18 protein-coding genes are annotated in these 21,119 nt (G+C 44.7%); 16 read left to right on the forward strand and 2 right to left on the reverse strand.

Annotated features, from left to right (window positions below; genetic code table 11):
* Window positions 1–323 precede the first annotated feature (323 nt).
* The 14 genes from QNO02_RS08200 to QNO02_RS08265 all read left to right on the forward strand — a co-directional run bounded on the left by QNO02_RS08200 (window position 324) and on the right by QNO02_RS08265 (window position 15,197).
* The gene (locus QNO02_RS08200) at window positions 324–797 is read left to right on the forward strand and encodes a GNAT family N-acetyltransferase (RefSeq protein WP_289391756.1); all 474 of its coding nucleotides are present in this window, start codon (window positions 324–326) and stop codon (window positions 795–797) included.
* Window positions 798–972: 175 nt separating this feature from the next.
* Complete coding sequence (locus QNO02_RS08205) at window positions 973–1,356, forward strand: VOC family protein (RefSeq protein ID WP_264930284.1); 384 nt, start codon at window positions 973–975, stop codon at window positions 1,354–1,356.
* Window positions 1,357–1,573: 217 nt separating this feature from the next.
* Complete coding sequence (locus QNO02_RS08210; protein WP_289391760.1) at window positions 1,574–2,293, forward strand: class I SAM-dependent methyltransferase; 720 nt, start codon at window positions 1,574–1,576, stop codon at window positions 2,291–2,293.
* A 50-nt stretch (window positions 2,294–2,343) separates the two neighbouring features.
* On the forward strand, window positions 2,344–3,108 hold the full coding sequence (locus QNO02_RS08215; protein WP_091033023.1) for an SDR family NAD(P)-dependent oxidoreductase: 765 nt from the start codon (window positions 2,344–2,346) through the stop codon (window positions 3,106–3,108).
* A gap of 184 nt (window positions 3,109–3,292) precedes the next feature.
* Complete coding sequence (locus tag QNO02_RS08220) at window positions 3,293–3,982, forward strand: response regulator transcription factor (protein WP_289391762.1); 690 nt, start codon at window positions 3,293–3,295, stop codon at window positions 3,980–3,982.
* Window positions 3,979–4,983 (forward strand): sensor histidine kinase, encoded by a 1,005-nt coding sequence (locus tag QNO02_RS08225; RefSeq protein ID WP_289391763.1) that lies wholly within the window; start codon window positions 3,979–3,981, stop codon window positions 4,981–4,983. Before QNO02_RS08220 ends, QNO02_RS08225 begins: the two co-directional genes overlap by 4 nt.
* 116 nt (window positions 4,984–5,099) lie before the next feature.
* Window positions 5,100–5,855, forward strand: a complete 756-nt coding sequence (locus QNO02_RS08230; protein WP_036610294.1) for an ABC transporter ATP-binding protein — start codon at window positions 5,100–5,102, stop codon at window positions 5,853–5,855.
* A complete protein-coding gene (locus tag QNO02_RS08235) occupies window positions 5,852–7,777 on the forward strand; it encodes an FtsX-like permease family protein (protein WP_091033016.1) in 1,926 nt (641 codons plus the stop codon). Before QNO02_RS08230 ends, QNO02_RS08235 begins: the two co-directional genes overlap by 4 nt.
* A 199-nt stretch (window positions 7,778–7,976) precedes the next feature.
* Entirely contained in the window at window positions 7,977–8,522 is a 546-nt protein-coding gene (locus QNO02_RS08240; protein WP_091033013.1) for a ClbS/DfsB family four-helix bundle protein, read from the forward strand.
* On the forward strand, window positions 8,522–9,061 hold the full coding sequence (gene pgsA / locus QNO02_RS08245; protein WP_289391766.1) for a CDP-diacylglycerol--glycerol-3-phosphate 3-phosphatidyltransferase: 540 nt from the start codon (window positions 8,522–8,524) through the stop codon (window positions 9,059–9,061). Before QNO02_RS08240 ends, pgsA begins: the two co-directional genes overlap by 1 nt.
* 192 nt (window positions 9,062–9,253) lie before the next feature.
* Window positions 9,254–11,923 (forward strand): winged helix-turn-helix domain-containing protein, encoded by a 2,670-nt coding sequence (locus QNO02_RS08250; RefSeq protein ID WP_289391768.1) that lies wholly within the window; start codon window positions 9,254–9,256, stop codon window positions 11,921–11,923.
* Window positions 11,924–12,058: 135 nt separating this feature from the next.
* Complete coding sequence (locus tag QNO02_RS08255; protein WP_289391770.1) at window positions 12,059–14,137, forward strand: S-layer homology domain-containing protein; 2,079 nt, start codon at window positions 12,059–12,061, stop codon at window positions 14,135–14,137.
* Between the two features lie 156 nt (window positions 14,138–14,293).
* Window positions 14,294–14,719: a GNAT family N-acetyltransferase gene (locus QNO02_RS08260; protein ID WP_289391771.1), complete on the forward strand. Its 426-nt coding sequence runs from the start codon at window positions 14,294–14,296 to the stop codon at window positions 14,717–14,719.
* Between the two features lie 40 nt (window positions 14,720–14,759).
* A complete protein-coding gene (locus QNO02_RS08265) occupies window positions 14,760–15,197 on the forward strand; it encodes a GNAT family N-acetyltransferase (RefSeq protein ID WP_289391774.1) in 438 nt (145 codons plus the stop codon).
* Between the two features lie 55 nt (window positions 15,198–15,252).
* Here QNO02_RS08265 and QNO02_RS08270 read toward each other — a convergent pair whose 3' ends face one another.
* Complete coding sequence (locus QNO02_RS08270) at window positions 15,253–16,695, reverse strand: erythromycin esterase family protein (RefSeq protein ID WP_091032998.1); 1,443 nt, start codon at window positions 16,693–16,695, stop codon at window positions 15,253–15,255.
* Window positions 16,696–16,985: 290 nt separating this feature from the next.
* On the opposite strand from QNO02_RS08270, the gene QNO02_RS08275 reads away from it, so the two are divergent.
* Window positions 16,986–18,206 (forward strand): RtcB family protein, encoded by a 1,221-nt coding sequence (locus tag QNO02_RS08275; RefSeq protein ID WP_289391775.1) that lies wholly within the window; start codon window positions 16,986–16,988, stop codon window positions 18,204–18,206.
* A gap of 249 nt (window positions 18,207–18,455) precedes the next feature.
* Window positions 18,456–19,634, forward strand: coding sequence for a DUF4272 domain-containing protein (locus QNO02_RS08280; protein ID WP_289391776.1), 1,179 nt, complete (start codon window positions 18,456–18,458; stop codon window positions 19,632–19,634).
* A gap of 147 nt (window positions 19,635–19,781) precedes the next feature.
* Here the strand turns inward: QNO02_RS08280 and QNO02_RS08285 are convergent, their stop codons facing one another.
* Window positions 19,782–20,822, reverse strand: a complete 1,041-nt coding sequence (locus tag QNO02_RS08285; RefSeq protein ID WP_289391777.1) for a LacI family DNA-binding transcriptional regulator — start codon at window positions 20,820–20,822, stop codon at window positions 19,782–19,784.
* Window positions 20,823–21,119 lie beyond the last annotated feature (297 nt).

Raw genomic sequence — 21,119 nt, forward strand, 5'->3', positions numbered from 1 at the left:
CACTTTATTTATTATTCAGGGAACGAAAGGACTGGCGGGGGCAGCAGGTTTCCTAAAGGAAAAAGGGCTACTACCAACTCATCTGCTTATGATTTATTGAATCCTTATTGTGCAGAAGTAATTTCAGCGCGTGTAGTGCGTGATGGTAATACGGTAACGGGTGCGGGGGTTACGGCTTCTATTGACCTGGGACTATACTTGGTCGAAATGTTAACGTCTACGGAGATCGTCCTTCAAGTTCAGCAAAAACTAGAGTATCCATATTATGAAGCTGGTAACTTAAAAGATGTCTACATGCACACTAAGAGGTAGGGGATAAAAAGATGACTATTCGCCTTTTTCAAGCGATTGATCAGCCAGCAGTGCTGAAAATGATGACGGATCATGATTTTCAATTTCCTTCGTTTATACGCGATCAGTATCCTACGCGCTGGGATTCATTTTTAAAAATGACGGATGAACGTATCAGTGCTTATTATGTCATGGTTGACGAAGCAGATGTTGTCATAGGTCATGCTGGTTATATCTTTCAGTCTACTGTTAACCGGTATGAAATCGTTGGTGTTGTTACATGCAAATCACACCTTCGACAGGGCGTAGCACGTACACTAATTACAAATATATGTTTAAAAATAGCTGAATTTGGCTGTAGTGATGTCATGCTGTACACACTTGATCATGAAGAAAATGAAGCAGCGCTCGTATTTTATGAACGAATGAATTTTCAAAAAGAAGGTGTCGATATGAATTATTATACCGCGGGGTTTCATAGACTTTCCCTTGTCAAAACCCTATAAGGGAACTTCAAAAAACTTATTGTAGTGGAAGCATAAAAGTGTACTTCAGTTTAAGTTGCATGTACTTGCAGAGAAAGATGATAAAAAAGCTGTCTTGCATGTTATACTCTATTGGAATTTGAGGAATGATAAGCAGGATGTTGAGAGATTAGATGATTAGAGGAGTGAAGGATGCATGTTTAGCAAAGTCGGCCAGATTATGTTGTATGTCAACAATCAGGATGAATCATTGGCATTTTGGACGGAAATTGCGGGGTTCCATATTGTGGATGAAGTAAACCTTGACGAGGGTATGAGATGGATTGAGATTGCGCCTACCCCAAATTCGCAGACGAGCATTATTCTTCATGACAAGGCGTTTGTGGAGCGGATGTCGGCGGGTGTAAATCTGGGCACACCTTCGTTAATGTTCTTCACCGAAAATTTGGATCAATTATATGCCGACTTGTCTAGTAAACATGTAACGGTTGGAGAGATTGTCGAGATGCCGACGGGGCGTGTCTTCAACTTTGCCGATAACGAAGGAAATTACTTTGCTGTACTGGAACGGGCGAAGTAAATTACAACTCAAAACAGCACTATTGCAAGCGATCGACATCCCATGTCGGTCGTTTTTTGTTGGGAAAAAGCTTATGTTTTCGAATATAAAACACAAGAAAAATAGAGAACTACTGGGTAAAAATGTTATAATAGAGTGTGGCTGATTTAATGAAAATAACAAGAATTTGATAGCGGAGAATGAGGAGTGGAACGGAGAATTAAGGAGGAATGTAGTTATGGAAAAGACGATTAAACGTGTACAGGATCTATATGATATGCTCGATGCGGACTTCAGATCTGCCAAGCAATTTTGGGAACCTTTCTATGAGGATCGGAACAGACCAATCCCCTTTTTCCCAAACAAACCGGATGAAAATCTGGTAGCGCATGTGAACACAGGTGTGCTGAATGGCGGCAAGGCACTGGAACTGGGGTGTGGCCCGGGCAGAAATGCGCTGTATCTAACACGCCAAGGATATCAGGTAGATGCTTATGATCTTTCCGAGACAGCGATTGCCTGGGCTAAAGAGAGGGCGGCAGAAGAGCAACTGGACGTGCACTTTGAATGTCGCACTGTGTTCGAATTGTCCCCAGAGCAAGAATATGATCTTGTCTACGACTCGGGTTGTCTGCATCATCTGTTACCACATCAGCGCATTCCCTACATAGAGATGGTCCACAATGCACTCCGGCCTGGAGGATACTTTGGAATGACTTGTTTTGCTCCTGGTTTTGGCGATATTGGTGGACCTGAGATTGTTATGAATGATTGGCAGGTGTATCAAGAGAAGTCGATGCGAGGTGGTCTTGCATTCACGGAGGAGAAGCTTCGCTACATGCTGGAAGATGGCTTTGAATGTGTGGAGTTCCGTGCAATGAAGGCGATGGAGCAGCATGAACCGTGTTTTGGTGTACCTTTTCTGTGGGCCACGTTGTGGAGAAAGAAAGATTCATAAGCTTATATGGGGATATGATCGATTGAAAATAGAGGAGGAGTGGTATCGAAATGGGAACAGAAACAGGAAGAAGACACTTTATCATTACAGGCACATCCAAAGGGATCGGTTTACAACTTGCAGAGTTATTATTGGCTAAGGGAGACTACGTTTACGGTATTTCACGCGGGGGTTCGGATCTGTTGGAATCAGGCGAGGAATGGAGCGGGCGTTACCGCCATGTTCAGTATGACCTTGCCGACCTGAATGGGATCGATGATTTGATTACACGTATATTGGACCAAATACCTTCTCAGGAAGCTGAATTGATTGGACTTATTAATAACGCAGCGATGTTGGAACCTCTAAGACCTATCGATCAGTGCAGTGCGGCAGAGATAAGTCAAAGTCTCAACATCAGCCTCGCAGCGCCAATGATATTAAGTTCATCTTTTATTCAACAAACGAATCACCTGTCCGCCAGACGTAAAATAGTTAATCTCTCATCGGGTTCGGGAAGTTATCCCGCGCCTTCAATGGCAGTGTACTGTACATCCAAGGCAGGCTTGAACATGTTTACCCAATGCGTATCTTTGGAACAAACGGGCCAACAGAGCCCTGTTGAGATTATTGCTTTTGATCCGGGGATGGTTGATACGGAATTACAGGCTGTTGCACGAGGCAAAAGTACAGAGGAGTTCGCCCTTGCAGGTATGTTCAATCAAGTATATGAAGCAGGACAATTAAGATCGCCACGAGACGTAGCGATGCAGTTGATCGAGCGGATGGACGAAAACAGTGATGCAAGCCATGTTATACACACCATTGAGAGCTAATGTGATATATGTATTTCGGATCGTTTTCTTTACGAAGTAAGGATACCTTTTGATATAAGCCCAACTTCCCTGTACACTGATAACAGCGATCGGAGCAATGATTCGTAGTCGTAACGGTGACCCTGTAACAACGGAGTCTAATTACTTATTCAACCTTAGAAGATCAGAAACGTGGTGAAGTCTCTTGTTTAAAATTATGCTCATTGAAGACGATGAATCGTTATTCAGTGAAATCAAGGAACGCTTAACCCAGTGGTCGTATGATGTGTATGGTGTGCAGGATTTTGGAAAGGTATTGCAGGAATACAGCGTAATTCAGCCGCAACTGGTCATTATTGATATTCAGTTACCCCAATATGACGGGTTCCACTGGTGCCGGATAATTCGTTCGCACTCAAATGTGCCGATTATCTTTTTGTCCTCACGGGATCATCCTGCGGATATGGTTATGTCCATGCATTTGGGTGCAGATGATTTTATCCAGAAGCCTTTTCACTTCGATGTATTGATTGCCAAGATTCAAGCGACTTTGCGGAGGGTGTACAACTATAATACAGAGCATATTGAACTTCGAACCTGGCGTGGTGCTGCTATTGAATATGTGAAAAATACGTTGACCTGCGGGGATGAATCTGTTCTGTTAACCAAAAATGAGATGTTCATCCTTAAAGTGCTGGTCGAGCACAAAAATCAGATTGTTACCCGTGAGGACCTCATCCGGAGCTTGTGGGATCACGAGCATTTCGTGAGTGACAACACGCTAACGGTTAACGTTAATCGGTTACGGAAGAAGCTTGAACCCATCGGCTTGGAGCGGTACATTGAAACCAAAGTAGGGCAGGGGTACATGGCAACGGAAGAGGCAGAAGCATGATCGGAAAGTACATACGAGAAAGGGCTAGTTGGTTATGGCTACTGGTAAGCATGCAACTTATTATTTTACTGGTGGCCTACCTGGACTCGTCCATTCCATTCCAATCTGTGGTGTATATCGTAGGACTGAATGTGGTGGTATGTCTTGTTTTTATCTGGGCGAGATACCTGAAAGAGACCCGTTTCTATAAAAAATTGAGCACCTGGGATCATACCTATGATCTGAGAGAACTCGAGATCGCCGAAAGTCCATATGAGCAGATTGTACATGAGGCCGTCAGTTCCCAGACACAGCGGTATCGTAAGGAGTCGTCACATCATTTTATCGCTCTGGAACAGGAGAAGGACGAGATGTTGTCCTGGATTCATGAGGTGAAGACCCCGCTGACTGCGTTGCAACTGATGATCGAGCGCTTGCCAGATGACAAGCTACAGAGCCAAATGACATATGAATGGTTACGAATTCATCAGTTGCTGGATCAGCAGCTTCATCAGAAGCGTATTCCGTTCATGCATAATGATCTGTTCATCGAAGAGACGGAATTTGAACCGGTATTGAATAGTGAGATTCGAGCGCTGAAATCGTGGTGCATATCCAAGGGCATTGGCTTTGATGTGTCTTTAATGGTATCCAGTGTGCTCACAGACAGCAAATGGTTAGGTTTCATCCTCCGGCAGTTGTTAAGCAATGCGGTGAAATATAGCGATTCATCGGACATCCTCATTGAAAGTCGGGAACAGGATGGACACATCATACTCATGATTCAGGATCACGGGCGAGGGATTGAAGCTCAAGATCTGCCGCGTATATTTGATAAAGGATTTACGTCTACCCGAGGCAGAATGGATGGAGCGGCTACCGGGATGGGGCTGTATCTGGTTCGTCAGGTGGTCCAAACCCTTCATATGAAGATTCATGTAGAGTCTTCTCTTGGCGAGGGCACAACCGTCACACTTACTTTTCCGCGAAAAAACGACATGGTGCATCTTGCAGGCGTGTGACAACAATGTCACATGCTTTTTGGTTTTGTTCGGTGAATCACACGATAACACTGCACATTCCGCCTATGATATAGACATGAGCATTTTGCAGAAGATCTAAGAGGAGTGAGTGGGATATGTGGATACTGGAAGCCAAAAAAATTCATAAAGTCTATGGGAATAAACTGAATAAACAGGAAGTGCTGAAGGGGATTGATCTTGGGGTAAGTAAGGGAGAGTTTGTTGGTATTATGGGGCCTTCGGGTTCGGGTAAAACAACGCTGCTTAATGTACTTTCCTCCATTGATCGGGTGAGTCAGGGCACGATTGATATTGAGGGCAAGGAATTCACCGGAATGAAGGAGAAACAGCTGGCTGAGTTCCGCAAACATCATCTGGGCTTTATTTTTCAGGAATACAATCTGCTGGATACCCTTACGGTGAAGGAAAATGTATTATTACCGCTCTCGATTACGAGCATTCCAAAGCAGGAGGCACACCGGAAGTTTGAACAGATCGCGCGTGAACTGGGAATCTACGAATTGAAAGACAAGTATCCATCTGAGATTTCAGGGGGTCAGAAGCAGCGGACTTCGGCAGCACGAGCATTTGTCCACGAGCCGAGTATCATTTTTGCGGATGAGCCGACAGGGGCGCTGGATTCCAAGTCCGCTTCGGATCTGCTCGGCAAGTTAAGTGATATGAACAGCGCACGAAAGGCGACCATTATTATGGTTACCCATGATCCGGTTGCCGCAAGTTATTGCAGCAGAGTGATTTTTATTCGAGACGGTCAGATCTACACCCAGTTGAATAAAGGAGACGAGTCACGGCAATCGTTCTTCAACGATATTATCAAAACCCAGGGCGTATTGGGTGGTGTACAGCAATGAGCTTGAATTATATTATCTTCCGCAATCTCAGGAAAAATCTAAAGAATTATTATCTCTATGTATTTGCGCTTGTGTTCAGTGTGGCCTTGTATTTTTCCTTTGTGACGTTACAGTATGATCCTTCCATGGATGAGGTGGCTGCTTCAACGAAAGGTGCGGCGGCTATAGGCGCATCTTCGGTACTGTTAATCGTCATTGTCGGCATCTTTTTGCTCTATGCCAATACGATCTTTATCAAGCGGCGTAGCAAAGAAATTGGATTATTTCAATTGATCGGACTGACGAAAGGCAGAATTTTTGGTATTTTGAGTGCGGAGAACAGTATTCTTTATTTTGGCTCCATGGCCATTGGTGTGTTAATTGGGTTTCTTGCGTCCAAGCTTGTATTGATGATATTGTTCAAAATTCTCGGTGTGGACGCGATTACGAGATTGTATTTCTCTCCGATGGCACTGATGCAAACGGTGATTGTCTTTACGATTATGTATTTGCTCATCATGCTGATGAACTACACCTTTATCAAGAGACAGAGCATTCTCTCGCTCTTTCGGGTGTCTGCCACTTCGGAGCAGCAGGTGCAGAAGATGTCGTTTGGACAGATGATTATTGGCGTCTTGGGTATTGCCCTGATTGTGTATGGATACTTCATGTCTGCACGGTTGTTCAGCGGTGAGGCAATGGATATGCAGCAGTTGATGTATACAATGATCCTGATTCTGTTCTCGGTCATACTGGGGACATACCTGTTCTATAAGGGTTCGGTAAGTTTTATTTTTAATCTGATTCGCAAAAGTAAAAATGGCTACCTATCCATTCATGAGGTGTTGTCTTTATCTTCAATCATGTTTCGCATGAAATCTAATGCATTGCTGCTCACGATTATTACAACCGTGTCGGCGCTTGCTATTGGCATGTTGTCACTCAGTTACATTTCGTATTACTCGGCAGAGGCGCAGGCCAAGGAAAGTTTGCCGGAGGATTTTTCTTTTGCTCAGGTGGATGTAAAAAATCGCTTTGTAGCGGAGTTGGATAACAAACAGATTCCATATGAAGAGAATCACAGAGAGCCGATTTATATTGAAATTGATGCTCAAGAAGTGATGGATGAGTCGATGACGGAAAAATACCTGTTCAGTAGTGTGGTGAGTGACAACATGGTAGATAACATTGATTTGCAAGCGGGTGAAGTGGTCTTCATGGGATATGGAAATGCCATTCAGCAGTTAATTTCCATTCAGGAGAAAGGTCCAATCGTCTTGCACGGGTTGAAACATACGCTGGCACAACAACTGATCGGAACAACCAAACGTGGAGTCCTTCCCGCGTATTATACTGGGGGCACACCTGTAGCGGTGGTAGATGAGACGGTATATCAGCAACTGAGGCAGGATATCGATCCCAAGCTGCAAAAATCCGAGTGGGCTGACTACTATGGTGTACGTATTGTGAACGAGGGGCAGGCTGAAGAGGCATATGCCATATATAAGGAGCAGGAGTTGGAAGCCCCAAGCTTCTCCCAGATTGAGTTCAGAAATAACCAGCGTACAACGATGGGACTGATTATGTTTATTGTTGGTTTCCTGGGGCTGACGTTCTTAATCACATCGGGATGTATCCTGTACTTTAAACAAATGAATGAGAGTGAAGAGGAGAAGGGCAATTATACCATTCTGCGAAAACTCGGATTTACGCAAGGCAATCTGTTGCGTGGAATTCAGATCAAGCAGTTGTTTAACTTTGGTATTCCACTCATCGTGGGATTGAGCCATAGTTACTTTGCCGTGAAATCAGGTTGGTTCTTCTTTGGTTCGGAACTGGCGACACCTACGGTCATTGTCATGATAGTCTATACATTGTTATATTCGATTTTTGGTCTGTTGTCTGTGTGGTACTATAAACGGGTGATTAAGGAAGCTTTGTAGAATTGGGATCTGGAGTATGCTGATATAGCAAAATAGCTTGAGTAAAGGGCGGCTGTAATGATTACAGACTGCTCTTTTTTCTTTTTCTAAGTATAATGCCTCATGAAAAAAAAGGATGATAATGGAATTGGGTCGAAATGATGATAGAGTCCATGCTTTTGATTCATGTAAAACGGTGAAACGAGGGGAGCGGAGTAGCGTGCCTGGAGTTCTATATGCATCGAAGAAAGAGTTAAGTGAGACGATTCGACGCACCTATGAATTGTTTGAGGGTGAATTCAATGACATCCATAACAGCGACAAAGATAAGTGGGTTGAAGGTGTGGATAAGACGCCTGCCCAGATGATCGCCTATCAGCTGGGATGGATGAACCTGGTGATGGATTGGGAGAGAAATGAACAGTTGGGACATGAAAGTCATATGCCGGCACCAGGATATAAATGGAACCAATTGGGGGCGTTAAATGAATCATTTTACGAAAAATATTCAAGTTATACGCTGGAGGAGCTGCGCTCTTTGTTTCGGGAGACAGAACAAAAGTGGCAGAACTGGATTGACTCCCTTAGTGAAGAGGAGTTATTTGTACAGGGGATAAGACAGTGGACGGGTACCAAGCCTGGGTGGGCTATGGTGAAGTGGATCCAGATTAATTCGGTAGCCCCTTTTAAATCCTTTCGGACCCGGATACGTAAATGGAAAAAAGGTCAGTTAGCCAACATGGATGAGAGGAGTGGAGATATCTAATGAATCTGGCAAATAAAATCACGTTGGCTAGAATCGCGTTGATTCCATTGTTTATGATCTGTTTTCTCAATCAGCAAAGCGTGATGATTGCACTAATTATTTTTGCAGTAGCGGCAGGCACGGATAAACTGGATGGATACGTGGCAAGAAAATATAATCAAATTACGAATCTGGGCAAGTTGCTTGATCCACTAGCGGACAAACTGTTGATTGCAGCGGCGCTGATCATGATGGTTCAGGAGAATATGATCAGTTCATGTATTGCTGTAATCATTATAGGACGTGAAATTGTGATTACAGCTTTACGAATGGTAGCCACAGAGCAGGGCATTGCTCTTGCAGCGGATCGATATGGCAAGATCAAAATGGTACTTCAGGTGGCAGCCATCATTGCCATTTTGTTGAACAATGTTCCGTTTAGTTTGCTGACTGAGGTGCGGGTTGATGTAATTTTATTGTGGCTGGCGGCAGGAGTTACGCTGTTATCGGGATTGAATTATATTGTAGTAAACTATAAGTTGCTACAGACAGGAAGATAGAAAGCTTCGATTGGATCATGGCTTCACAACGCAAATGGTACCCTGCATTCAACGTGCAGGGTTTATTTATCGTTTGTTTCTGTTCAAAAATATGTGGGGCCTAGTCATGGTTCCTTGTATACTTAGGGTATCTGAATGTACATATAATGAATCGGAAAAAAGTGCACCACGGTGCTGATTCGGGAGGATCTCATGCAACAGGAACATACCGCTGGTCTCCACGGGGACTGGCTTCAATTTATGATTTTAACAACCAAACTGGAACTTCCACCCTTGCCAGCAGATACAATGGACCGTCCACGGCTAAGTTTGCAACGCAAAGAATTGTTCCAATCCAAAGTCACTTTGTTGACTGCCCCGGCGGGTTCAGGGAAATCAACACTGTTAGGCAGCTGGGTGAGAAGTGAAGCTGTTCATGCAGCCTGTGTCTGCCTGGATGATAAAGATCAGGACCCGCTTCAGTTTTGGCTCTACATTATTCATGCACTGGATCGAGTGAGTAAGGAACTCTGCAGAGATGTACTGCCACATTTTTTGCAACGGTACCCGATAGACCCCAGGTCAGCATTGATATTATTGTTGAACCGTGTTGCCCAGACCAATCAACATACGCTGCTCATTCTGGATGACTATCATGCAGTGACCCAGCGGGAGATTCATGAACAGATGCAATACTTTATTGAAAACCTTCCCCTTACCATTCATCTAGTCCTTTCTAGTCGAACATACCCTCCATTCAAGCTTGAAAAGCTGCGCCTGAGAGGTGAATTGAAGCAATTTACGCTTCAGGAACTGGCATTTACGCCAGAAGAGGGCATTGAATTTTGCCAAGAGATCATGCAATTGGATATTGCCGGGGGAGATGCGCGTGGTTGGGTACAGCAGACGGAGGGGTGGGCTGCCGGATTGAAGCTGCTCGCTTTATCTCACGCATGGGGTGGCAACGCGTTGGTCAGCCCTATGCATTCGATATCGTCAGCTCTGTCTCGTCAAGATCATGGACCAACTGGCGAGAGGACGATTTCGGATTACCTGCTTGAAGAGGTGTTCCAGCGTCAGTCACCGGAAATGCAGCAATTTCTGCTCCGAACAGCGATCACAAGAAGAATGAACAGCAGTTTATGTCAGGTATTAAGTGATATACAGGAAGCCCCACAATTGTTAAGGCAATTGGAGAAGGAACATCTTTTTCTTGTTCCACTTGATCGGGAAGCACACTGGTATCGTTATCATCATTTGTTCTCTGCATTTCTAAAGCGTGAGCTGGATCGTTGTGGTACAGAAAAAGTAAATGAATTACATGCTCTTGCTGCACTGTGGTATGAGCAACAAGGATACCCGGCAGAAGCGCTGGATCATTATATTCTCGGACAACACATGCAGGATGCAGCGAGACTGCTGGAAGAGCTGTTTGCCCATTTTATTATGGGAGAGTGGTGGACGCTCCGGCGATATTTTGATGTTTTACCACTGGAGATCGTGAAATCACGTCCAAAATTATATATGTCTTACCTGTTCCTTGTTGCACGTGAGATGCCTTATGGACAGATGGTAAAACAGCTGGATGAACTGGAACACCTGATTCGGGTCCATCTTCAAGGGCAGCTGGAACCTGAGATCATCGGGTATTTGTTGCAAGTTATATGTGTGATGCGAGCATACATGGCCTATTTGAACAGAGATTTGGATGGGCTGGCTCATTATTTGGTGTCCTACATCGATCAGGGTTATCCTGATGATATTGCCTTTCAGTATATGGACTATGATCGGAGAGAGAGCATGCGCCTACGCAGCTTTCATGGCGTTAATGGCTACTTGAGACGTGGGGAAGCTTGCTTCGGGGCGATTACGGAACGTTGGTATGCTGAACATGCCTACGTAACGTCCTACTATGGTGTTGGATATGGTGAGATTTTAATGGAGCAAAATCAAATTGCAGAAGCGGTCAGATATGCGGACCGAGCGCTTGAAGTGGCTTTGCAGATCAAGGTGGCTGCGTTGCTCGTTCCAGCTTATGTACTCAAAGCCAGACTTGAACTTACACTGGGTCGACCTGAAGAAGGCTTGAAACTGCTTCGACAGTTCTCAGGGATATTATCTGGGAAGGATATGGAGTACTGGCAGCCAGCACTGGAAACACATCAATACCGAATTTTAATTGAAATAAGTCCGGTGGAATCGGCCCACACCATTCTGGCTAAGCCTGCAAATGAAGGAGATGTGGCTGCTGAGTTCAGTTGTGATCAGTTCTTCCGTTCCATGGTTCGCATACGTGCGATGATCATCCTTGAGCAGTATGATTATGCACGAGAGGAACTGAGACGACTCCGTAAACAGGCTGAAGAACGGGACTTGCTTGCTGAACAGGTAGAGTGTGCTCTGTTAGAGTCAATCATGCTGCACAAGCAGGGATTCACAGATGCCAGTGTTGTGGCGTTATCCCGTGCTCTGGTGCTGGGAGGACCCGAAGGATATATCCGTTCATTTGTTGCTGAAGGTGAACAGATGAAACAGTTGCTGCAGCACTATCTCTATCTGCGTCGTACAAAGGCGATACACGATGATGGTGTGAAAATGGCTTATGTGAAGCAGTTATTATCTGCTTTTGCAAGAGACAAACGATTGAGAGGCCCCTCATCTGCAGGGGAGGCAAAGCTGGATACAAAGGAAGTGGGACTCAGCCCGATGGAGCAAAAAATATTCGGTCACATCGCTGAGGGCCTGACCAGCAAACAGATTGCTGCCGAGTTTGGTATCTCTCCCGGAACTGTTAATACACACATTCGCCGAGTGTTCGCGAAGCTGGGTGCGAGTAGTCGTACTCATGCTGTTCAAATTGCGGAGCAACGGGGATTATTATAATTTTGTGAAACAGTGTCTACTCTTTTGTAGACTGTTTTCAAGCCAAGGTCTCTCCTACAATGAAGATAATCAAATAACGCTGACGAGTCTTTGCTGACACCAGAGTTATGTTCACGTGGGAGGTAACGTTAAGAGATGTCAACACGAATATCCAAACGAAAAGTTCATACGAAAAATAAGATCCGTAAGGTCTCGCCTTATCTTGCAGCCCTTCTGTCTTTATCCGTCATTACTGTGTCCGGGACAGTGCATGCAGCGTCCGATGCAGTAAACATTCGTGACTTGCAGCAGGCAGCGCCGTGGGCCAAACAAGCGATTGAAAGGGCTGCCGAACAACAGATGATTCTGGCGGACAAAGCAGGGAATTTCAACCCGAGCGCAACGTTAACAAGAGGGGATCTTGCGTACACACTGGCTCAACTATTGGAATTGAACGTGCTGTCGTCCGTCCAGCTTCCAGATCAGTTATTCAGGGATCTGGATCGTAACGCTGAGCATGGTTCCTATATTCGTGCACTTCAATTAGCTGGAATTATGAATGGTTATCCGGATGGTACGTTTCGTCCTGCCGGTCTGGTAACAAGGGAAGAGCTGGCAACAACGATTATCCGGGCTCTGAAGGCTAAAGGGTATGATGAAACATTAAATTTGACCAAAGAGTTGTCATTTAAGGATACTTCCGACATCAGTGCCTGGGCTTTGCCAAGTGTACAACAGGCTGTTAAGTTGGGAATCTTGAAAGGGGACAATGGAAACTTTGCGCCGAAGCGTTCTACTTCCAGACAGGAAATGGCCGTGATCGCATTACGCGCAACTGAAGTCATTCAAGCGCTTGATGAAGCTGCGAGTCAAGGGGGCACCAATCCGGAATCCAATCCTGATGAGCCAGGAAAGGTAACTGAGGTACAGGGTACAACTTCAGGCGGTAATAACGCAGGGAACGGTGTAGGAAACACAAATGGCAATTCCGGGGCGGCACCAGGTAATGGAAATGGAAATGGAAGCACGGGTGGAGGAGGTGGATCTACGCCAACTACTCCGACGAATCCTTCCACTCCGTCCAATCCAGGTACGGGGAACAGGGCGCCACTGGTTATTAGTGGCGGTTTGCCTGATCAGGAACTTACACTAGATCATGCCGGATTGAACTTGAACGTCTCGACGTATTTTAGTGATCCAGATGGTGATGAATTGCAATTCAGTGTCATAGCCGGAGAGGAAACCATTGTATCCTCCACTGTGGTAGAAAAAGTGATTCGACTTGTTCCACAGGCTGCTGGAGAAACAATGCTGACGATCAAAGCAGTTGACGTCCAGGGCGCCAGTATCACGGCACAACTCAAGGTTAAGGTACAGCCCAATACGATAAGTCGCCAATTTCCTGATCCACATTTAGCTGGAGCTATTGCTTATTGGTTGCAAAAGAATGTGGATGATCCACTGACCAAAGATGAATTGGTGGAAGCTCTCATTCAGACCAATGGAGGATTGTATGCGAGAAATGCGGGTATTTCCGATCTGACAGGAGTCGAGATATTCAAAGGATTAAATGTAACCGAAATTGATCTGTCCGGAAACGCCATAAGCAAAGCGGATGCCTCTGGATTCGATCGTTTGAATTGGCTTGATTTATCCCGTAATGAACTGACGCAAATTAATGTGACAGGACTGGACCAGCTAGAGTATCTGAATCTCGCGAATAATCGACTTCCTTTATTGGATGTGACTGGAATAGACTCCTTGCAAGAACTACATCTGTACGGTAATGAGCTTGTTCATCTACCGATTGGAGTTGCTGGGTTGTCTGATCTGCAATACTTGGATGTGAGTAACAATGCCATACCCCTGAGAGAAGAGCCTGATTTCGCTCTACACCAGATGCTGCTGCAACGTTTGGACATGTATGACTTTGATGATGCTCCCCCTGTACTGGTGGAGGCACCTGCGGGTATTACCGCTTATGTTCATGGAGATGAGATTGAGATCGACCTGGCCTTTATGTTTGAGGATGAAGATGACGCTAGATCTACCCTCATTCTACTGGCTGACTCCCCTGATCCACAACTGGCAGATGTCAGAATGGTTGGACAGAAACTATACGTTACTGCACTGGGAACGAGTAGTGAGCCTCTTCGGATTGAGGTGAAGGCTACGGACCCTCTGGGCAGAGTTGGTGTAGGTCACGTGTACGTGGATCTGAGAGAAATAGAGTAGCGTATTTTAAAACAGCATATGTGAACTAATGCAAGTTACATCAACGTGCCTTCCTCTATGGAAGGTGCGTTTTTTTATTTTTGTAAGGGATAACTTTATGTTAAAATATGCAAGAAATGAATGAGGTTGTGAGTAATGACGACAGGGGGGAAGAGGATGTCTCAAATAAATATTAATCCAAGTACTTCAGAGGATTCAGAGTATGTTCGCGAGCAACTTATCGCATTTAATGCTGCGCATGTGAGCGAGGAATTAAGGCATCGTTACGAAGAACTGAATTTCAATATCAAAAATGAGACGGGCGAGATTGTTGCAGGTGTGCTTAGTACACTTTGCTGGAACTGGCTGGAGGTTGATATTCTTTGGGTGGATTCTGAACAACGGCATCGGGGATATGGTTCACAGTTGTTGCTTGAAGTTGAGCGAATTGCACGAGAGAAATCTTGTGATTTTGTCAAGTTGAACACCTTCTCCTATCAAGCACCGGAATTTTACAAGAAACATGGCTACCAATTGATCACAACGATCGAGAATGCACCGACTGGACACAGTCATTATTATTTTAAAAAGGACCTCACTTAAGACAAAGCAAGCGAAATAGGACAAAATCAGGAGGGTTATCATGGTTACCATTAAAGGAATCGAACTTGAAGATTTACCGGCACTAAGCCAGCTATACAATGAGTTGATGGGAATGCCTACCAATGAACAGCAGATGAAAAAGATGTTTCATTACATACAGCAGAATGGCCATTATCATGTCCTTGGGGCATTCTACAATGGCAAACTGGTTGGGTCCGTTATGGGGATTGAGTGTATGGATCTGGTAGGGCCATGCAAACCGTTCATGGTTGTAGAGAATGTGATTGTATCGGATCAGGTACGCAGGCAGGGCATTGGGCAGAGGTTAATGCTCCAGATTGAGCGGATTGCAAAAGATATGGGTTGTGATTACATGATTCTGGTGTCTGGCGATCAGCGTAAGGAAGCACATATATTTTATGAGAAATTAGGTTTCAAGGATGAGAAGGTGCAGGGTTACCGAAAACACTTTAACTAAAGACGCATAAAAGAGAGAGGCAGTGGCTCTCTCTCTTTGTGATCTTACTTTACAATTACTCTTTCGAGTTAGACGAGTTGAATCTCATATATTGAGGTGGATGGACATTGTCGATCATGAGAATACCATCAAACTGCTCTTTTGGAACAAAGCTCTCTGGATATATGCCCCAGCTATAAGCAAATCGAGGTTCGAACATCCAGGCGTTCCCTGCCTCTCTTTTTTGATAACGAAGATCAAGGAAACTGTAGGGTGTATTTGTCGCAGACATGATAGCTTCAATTGAACCAGGCAACGCTGGTTCGACATTGTGAACTTCGCCTGCATTATCCGCTGTTTGTCCACTTGAAGCATATAACCCCAGAACATAGCTGATTTCTCTCAATTCCTCGGGGAAGATCTCTCCCATTAGTGGAACTGGATATGAAGAATCCATCACTTTGCTGTTTGCTTTACGTATATGATCGTTATGACCCCACACAATGAACTTTTCGTTCGGATATACTTCCGTAGCTAACCAGATCAGATTGTCATTCATGGCTTTATCCCGCCAAACAAGGGAGTCCAGAAATGCATCCATCTTCCCTTCCTCCAATTCAATCATGGAACGGATAGAAATTTCAATATACTCCTGAGCCAAACGAATTCGATCTTCGAGGCTTCGTTCCAGCAACTTGGATAGTTCCGGATGATTGGGATATTCTTGTTGCAGATAGGTTTGGTTCTCTTTGGATTGCAGTGATTTTAAAATATTTTTGTACGTTTGAATCATTTCCTGTTTCTTTGCACGGTAGGATTGAAGGTCAGCCCCGATATAAAACTCGGACAATTGTTTTTCTGTTTGTGCTAGTTGTTTGGCGAGTTTCTGATCTTTCAGCCAGTGACCATCAAGTAGGGGGGATTGCAGTTGCATGTCAAAACCCGTCAGAATTAATGGCTGTTCAGTTTGAGCACTCGTTTTGAGATAATCAAACAAGGGTAAAATTTCTTTGGACCACCAGACGCCGAAAATGGAGCTTTGCATTGTTTGCTCTGCGCTTTTTTGATTTATTATGGCGTTAGCTAGTGATGTATTAGAGAGACCGCTCTCAAAGGCGAGCACATTGTAGCCCATCTCTTTATGTAGAAACTGAATTAATCGGGTTTTAGCTAAGTTGAATTCTGCTACTCCGTGGGAACTTTCACCCAGAAATACGATTCGTTTATCCTGGAGCAGTGGTTTTAACATATCCAAGTCTGTAAAGCTATTACTCTCAATATCTTCATGAACAGGTGTAATACTCTTGATCCGGTAAGCATGTTCTCTGGCCCATTGTTTCCACAGTTTAATTTTTTCATCTGATGTTCTTGCTGTCTGTATTTCAGTCACATGACCCTGTATGGTCTCGATGGAAGATTGGGCATGGACTTGCCCTGTGGGGAACAACGTTGCAGTAGCCAAAATAACTGTGGTTAATGTAAGAGCGGCAACTCTTTTCCTTTTTCTGAAATGATACAAATAAATACCTCCTTTAATAGCGAATAAAATGAAAATGATTGAGATAAAGGCTATATATGGATTTAATTACACTATATTTAATATTAGTACTAATGTTGTATTTTTGCAAATGTTGGGACTTATCTAGTGAATTTAGGATGATAGGAGCAGGCCATATATATATATGGAATTGGCTCTCTGTAGCTGGCCTATACTCCCCATATACGGGTTTCGTGTCTCAGAGTCAGAGTTCTGATAGAATGGATTAAATTAAACGAGTTAAAAAAAGTACATAGGAGGTTAACACAATCATGCGTATCGTAGATAACATTAAAGTCTGGGGGGAGCCGCTGGAGAACGCCGTAAGTCAGGCAGTGACTTGCTCGCAATATGGAGATGTATTGGGTGTGGCTCTGATGGCCGACCATCACAAAGGTTACTCACAGCCTATCGGTGGTGTTGTTGCTTATCGGAATATGATCAGTCCATCAGGGGTCGGATATGATATTGCCTGTGGCAACAAGGCTGTGCGCACAAATCTGATGTGGGATGATATTCGGGATCAGATTGTAACGATTATGGATGACATCAATTCGACCATATCTTTCGGCGTGGGTCGTAACAATCCAACACCCGTGGATCATGAACTGTTCGACGACGCGAGCTGGAAGCTGTTTGATACCATTGAACCGGGATTAAACCATAAGCTGAAGACACTTGCACGCAACCAACTCGGAACCGTAGGCAGTGGCAATCATTTCGTGGATATTTTTGTAGAAGAGGCAACGGGAAAGGTGTGGATCGCAAATCATTTTGGCAGCCGCGGGTTCGGTCATAAAGTGGCGAGTGGGTTCCTTAACCTTGCGGCAGGACGTCAGTTCAGTGGCAAAGCTCCTGGCGAATCGATGGATCAACCGCCTACGTTGTTTGACCTGAACAGCGAAATGGGTGATATGTATTTGGATGGAATGACTTTGGCGGGCCGATATGCCTATGCAGGACGTGACTATGTTATTGAACAGGTACTCGGAATTCTGGGGGCAAGTGCTGAATACGCCGTACATAACCATCACAACTTTGCCTGGAAGGAACAACACATGGGTGAAGAGGTAGTTGTGGTCCGCAAAGGTGCAACGCCATTGGCACCCGGGCAACTCGGTTTTGTTGGAGGCAGTATGGGGGATATCTCGGTAATTGTGGAAGGGATCCACAGCGAGGAGAATACCGAGTCATTCCGCAGCACCGTACATGGGGCAGGGCGCACGATGAGCCGAACCCAGGCGGCTGGCAAAATGAATTACAAGCTGCGCACACGCATGGGTGGCGAGATTAGCGAAGCACAGATGCATGAGGCGATTCGTGCCTATGGTGTTGAGCTGCGGGGAGCGGGCACAGACGAAAGTCCGTTTGTGTACAAGAAACTGCAAGACGTGCTGAACGCACATGCGAATACGCTGAAAATCAACCATGTGCTGCGTCCCGTTGGTGTCGCCATGGCCGGAGGTAATGAATTCGATCCGTATAAGGATTAGTCATATATGTTCAACTGAACATTTACACGATAACGGAGAGGGCAGAAATAACTTGAAGAAGCGGAGCGTTCGCCTAAAAGCTTTCTAAAAGAAAGCTACATCGGAAGCATACGCTATCACCGGATTTCCCCTTTCAAAAAAAGGAATAAAAAAATCTGGGGATAACAGCGATCGGAAAGTTATTCTGCCATCGGAGTGCCAGTGTAAATATTCATTAGTTGAACTATATATAGAGAGAGGGTGAACTTCATGAGAAATTGTGCGATATATAGCTCTCAGTTTGACCTGGATCAGCTGTTTGAAGTGATTCAATCCATTTATCCTGAGGGTACGATTGAACGCCGGGAAGACAAGACCCATATTCAAGTGACTCAGAAGAAATGGCTCAATAAGAAAACCAAAGGCTTTAATATCATGACCAGCCAGACACATCCTGAGGAATTTACGACAATGATTCAGGGGATGCTTGGATTTTTGAGTCAGATTAAAGGGCGCAATGCTTCGCTTCAGGAAAAGGTATTGATCAAATGTTCTACACTGAATATGGTGATTGGTATTGAGACGGAAGAAGATATCTCGGAAGAATTCTTCGGCGAGTTATTGCGATTGGCTGATGCTCTGGATGCTGTTATCTTCTGGGGAGGTGGATCTCTGCTGAACGCACAAGGCCAGTTATTGCTGGATGTGAATGGAGAATCTGAGGTAGAGGATTACACGGTGACAGCGCACACCAGTTTCCTTGACGGTGACAGCCCCCAGTCGGAGTCTGGCATTCAACGTAAAGCGCGTTCAGAGCAACGGTTGACTGAACAAGGCATTCCGTATAATGCGAACTTGCCCGCAAGGGCCGGAGACGAGCACATCACGATTCGGAGTAAAGAGGAAGTTGCGCGCCGTGCGGTTGCCCTATGTCTTGCCGCGCTTAAGGGTGAGTGTCTGGGAGCAGGCGAAAGTGCGGATGATACCGCAGCACTGGTTCAGGAAGTGATCGACAAGTATGAGGCTGAATCCTTTTTCTCACCCGTAGAGAAGAGGTTTATCGACCAGCACGGAGCAGAGCAGCAGGAGATCATCTCCTTTTCCTGGGGATATGAAGCTTACCACGTAATGTTGTGGGCGCTTGGTTATGTGAAGGAATTGGGTGCACCAGCGGAGTTATGTAACGTAGGGAAGGATGTCGGTTATTTGCAACAGAAGGATAGTTTTACCGACTTTCTCTCCGATGCATCTCTGCGTAATAAGAGCGAGATTCTGGATGAAGCAGATCTGATCTACCGTTATAACTGGGTCTGTGTCGATAGTCGTGTGAATGACAAAACACCTCCCGTTGGACTGAATGGTGGAGTGGCTTATGAACGTCACCGTGCATTGAACTGGCTGATCTGTTATCTGGATCAGGCGTGGGATGATGTGCGTACAGATACGTAGAACGGGATGATGTAACGGCCTATTGTAATAGACAATAAATTACACAACATACAACAGTGCAAATACCCCTATAGCCGCACGAATACGGTTAAAGGGGTGTTTGGCGTGCTGTTCTGTGTGGACATAAGCTTTATTCCATATATGCTTTTATCCACTATGCCTGCCAAACTGTTCACGAATAATGACGTCAGCAAGAATTAATTTTTTCTCGACGTTGCTCTCTGGATTCGCAATGCGCCATAACATCTGATCCACTGCACGCGCACCAAGCAACTCCTTGTTCACGTTAACTGTGGCAAGTAATGGGATATTGTCGTATAGATTATCAAATCCCGTGACAACACACTGATCGGGTACACGAATACCCATACTCTCAAGGGCTTCTATGGTGTATAGCCCATAGAAATCATTCGCACATACAAACACTTCAGGCAGGTTATCCTCATTGATCACCGAAGTGAACGTCTGGCGGAACTCATCCAATGCCTGATTACTCAGCTCGGGAATCTGATGTATTTCCATCCCATGGCCCATGAGCACAGAAGTATAAGCAATCCAGCGTTCATAGAAGCTATGAGCATCCCCGATATTGCCAACAAACTGGAAGGTTTTGAAGCCCTTGCGGAGCAAATAGAGCATGATCTCGCGCATGGATGCAAAGTTATCGGTGAATATGCTGTCACTGTGAAAAACAGGGTCCAGGTGATCCACCATCACAACCGGAATACTGAGACGCTTGATTTCAAGCAGAATCGGGGTCGAGATAGAGCCAACGGTAATGATTCCACGAATGGCATCCGGGTTGAGCAGGGTAAATAGCTGGTCTGCTGAGGGTTCCGTTAAGGTCAGAATATTAATCCCTTTTTGGTTCAGCTTGGAAGAGATCCCGTTAAAGACGGGTCCCCAGTATACGGAGTCTTGATTTTGGTACCGAACATTGGGAAACAAAATCAAGATCGTTCCGCTTGAACGTGTGTTCTTCGGTTCCTGAGATTCATTGTTGTTATACAGTTCACCAGACAACATGCTGTTATCTTTGAAATATCCAAGCTTGCCAGCGGCCTTGAGAATGACATCCCTCGTTTGATCGCTAACTCCCGATTTTCCAGACAAAGCTCGTGACACCGCGAATTTCGACAAACCCGTAAAATGTGCAATCTCCTGAATTGTTACCTTTGTCTTCATCATACCATCCTTACACTCGTAGTTCTGCCGTATTCCTTATTTGGAGCGATATCCAACTGTTCCTAGTATAACATGATGTATTTCTCTTAATCTAATAACGGACAGAGAATTCAAAATGTTAGTGATGCACAGTATTTTAGGATGAACGTTCAACGTGACGGTAAGCATATTTTCAGATAGAATGACGAATTTTGTCTGTTAAATTATTATTTTGTTATTTTATAAAAATAACAAAATAAACAAAGTTATAATCATGTTTTAATAAGTTTGTACTTAGAATCCAGGATATTGAATAAGCTG

This window comes from Paenibacillus sp. PK1-4R, from assembly GCF_030369595.1.
GTDB lineage: Bacteria > Bacillota > Bacilli > Paenibacillales > Paenibacillaceae > Paenibacillus.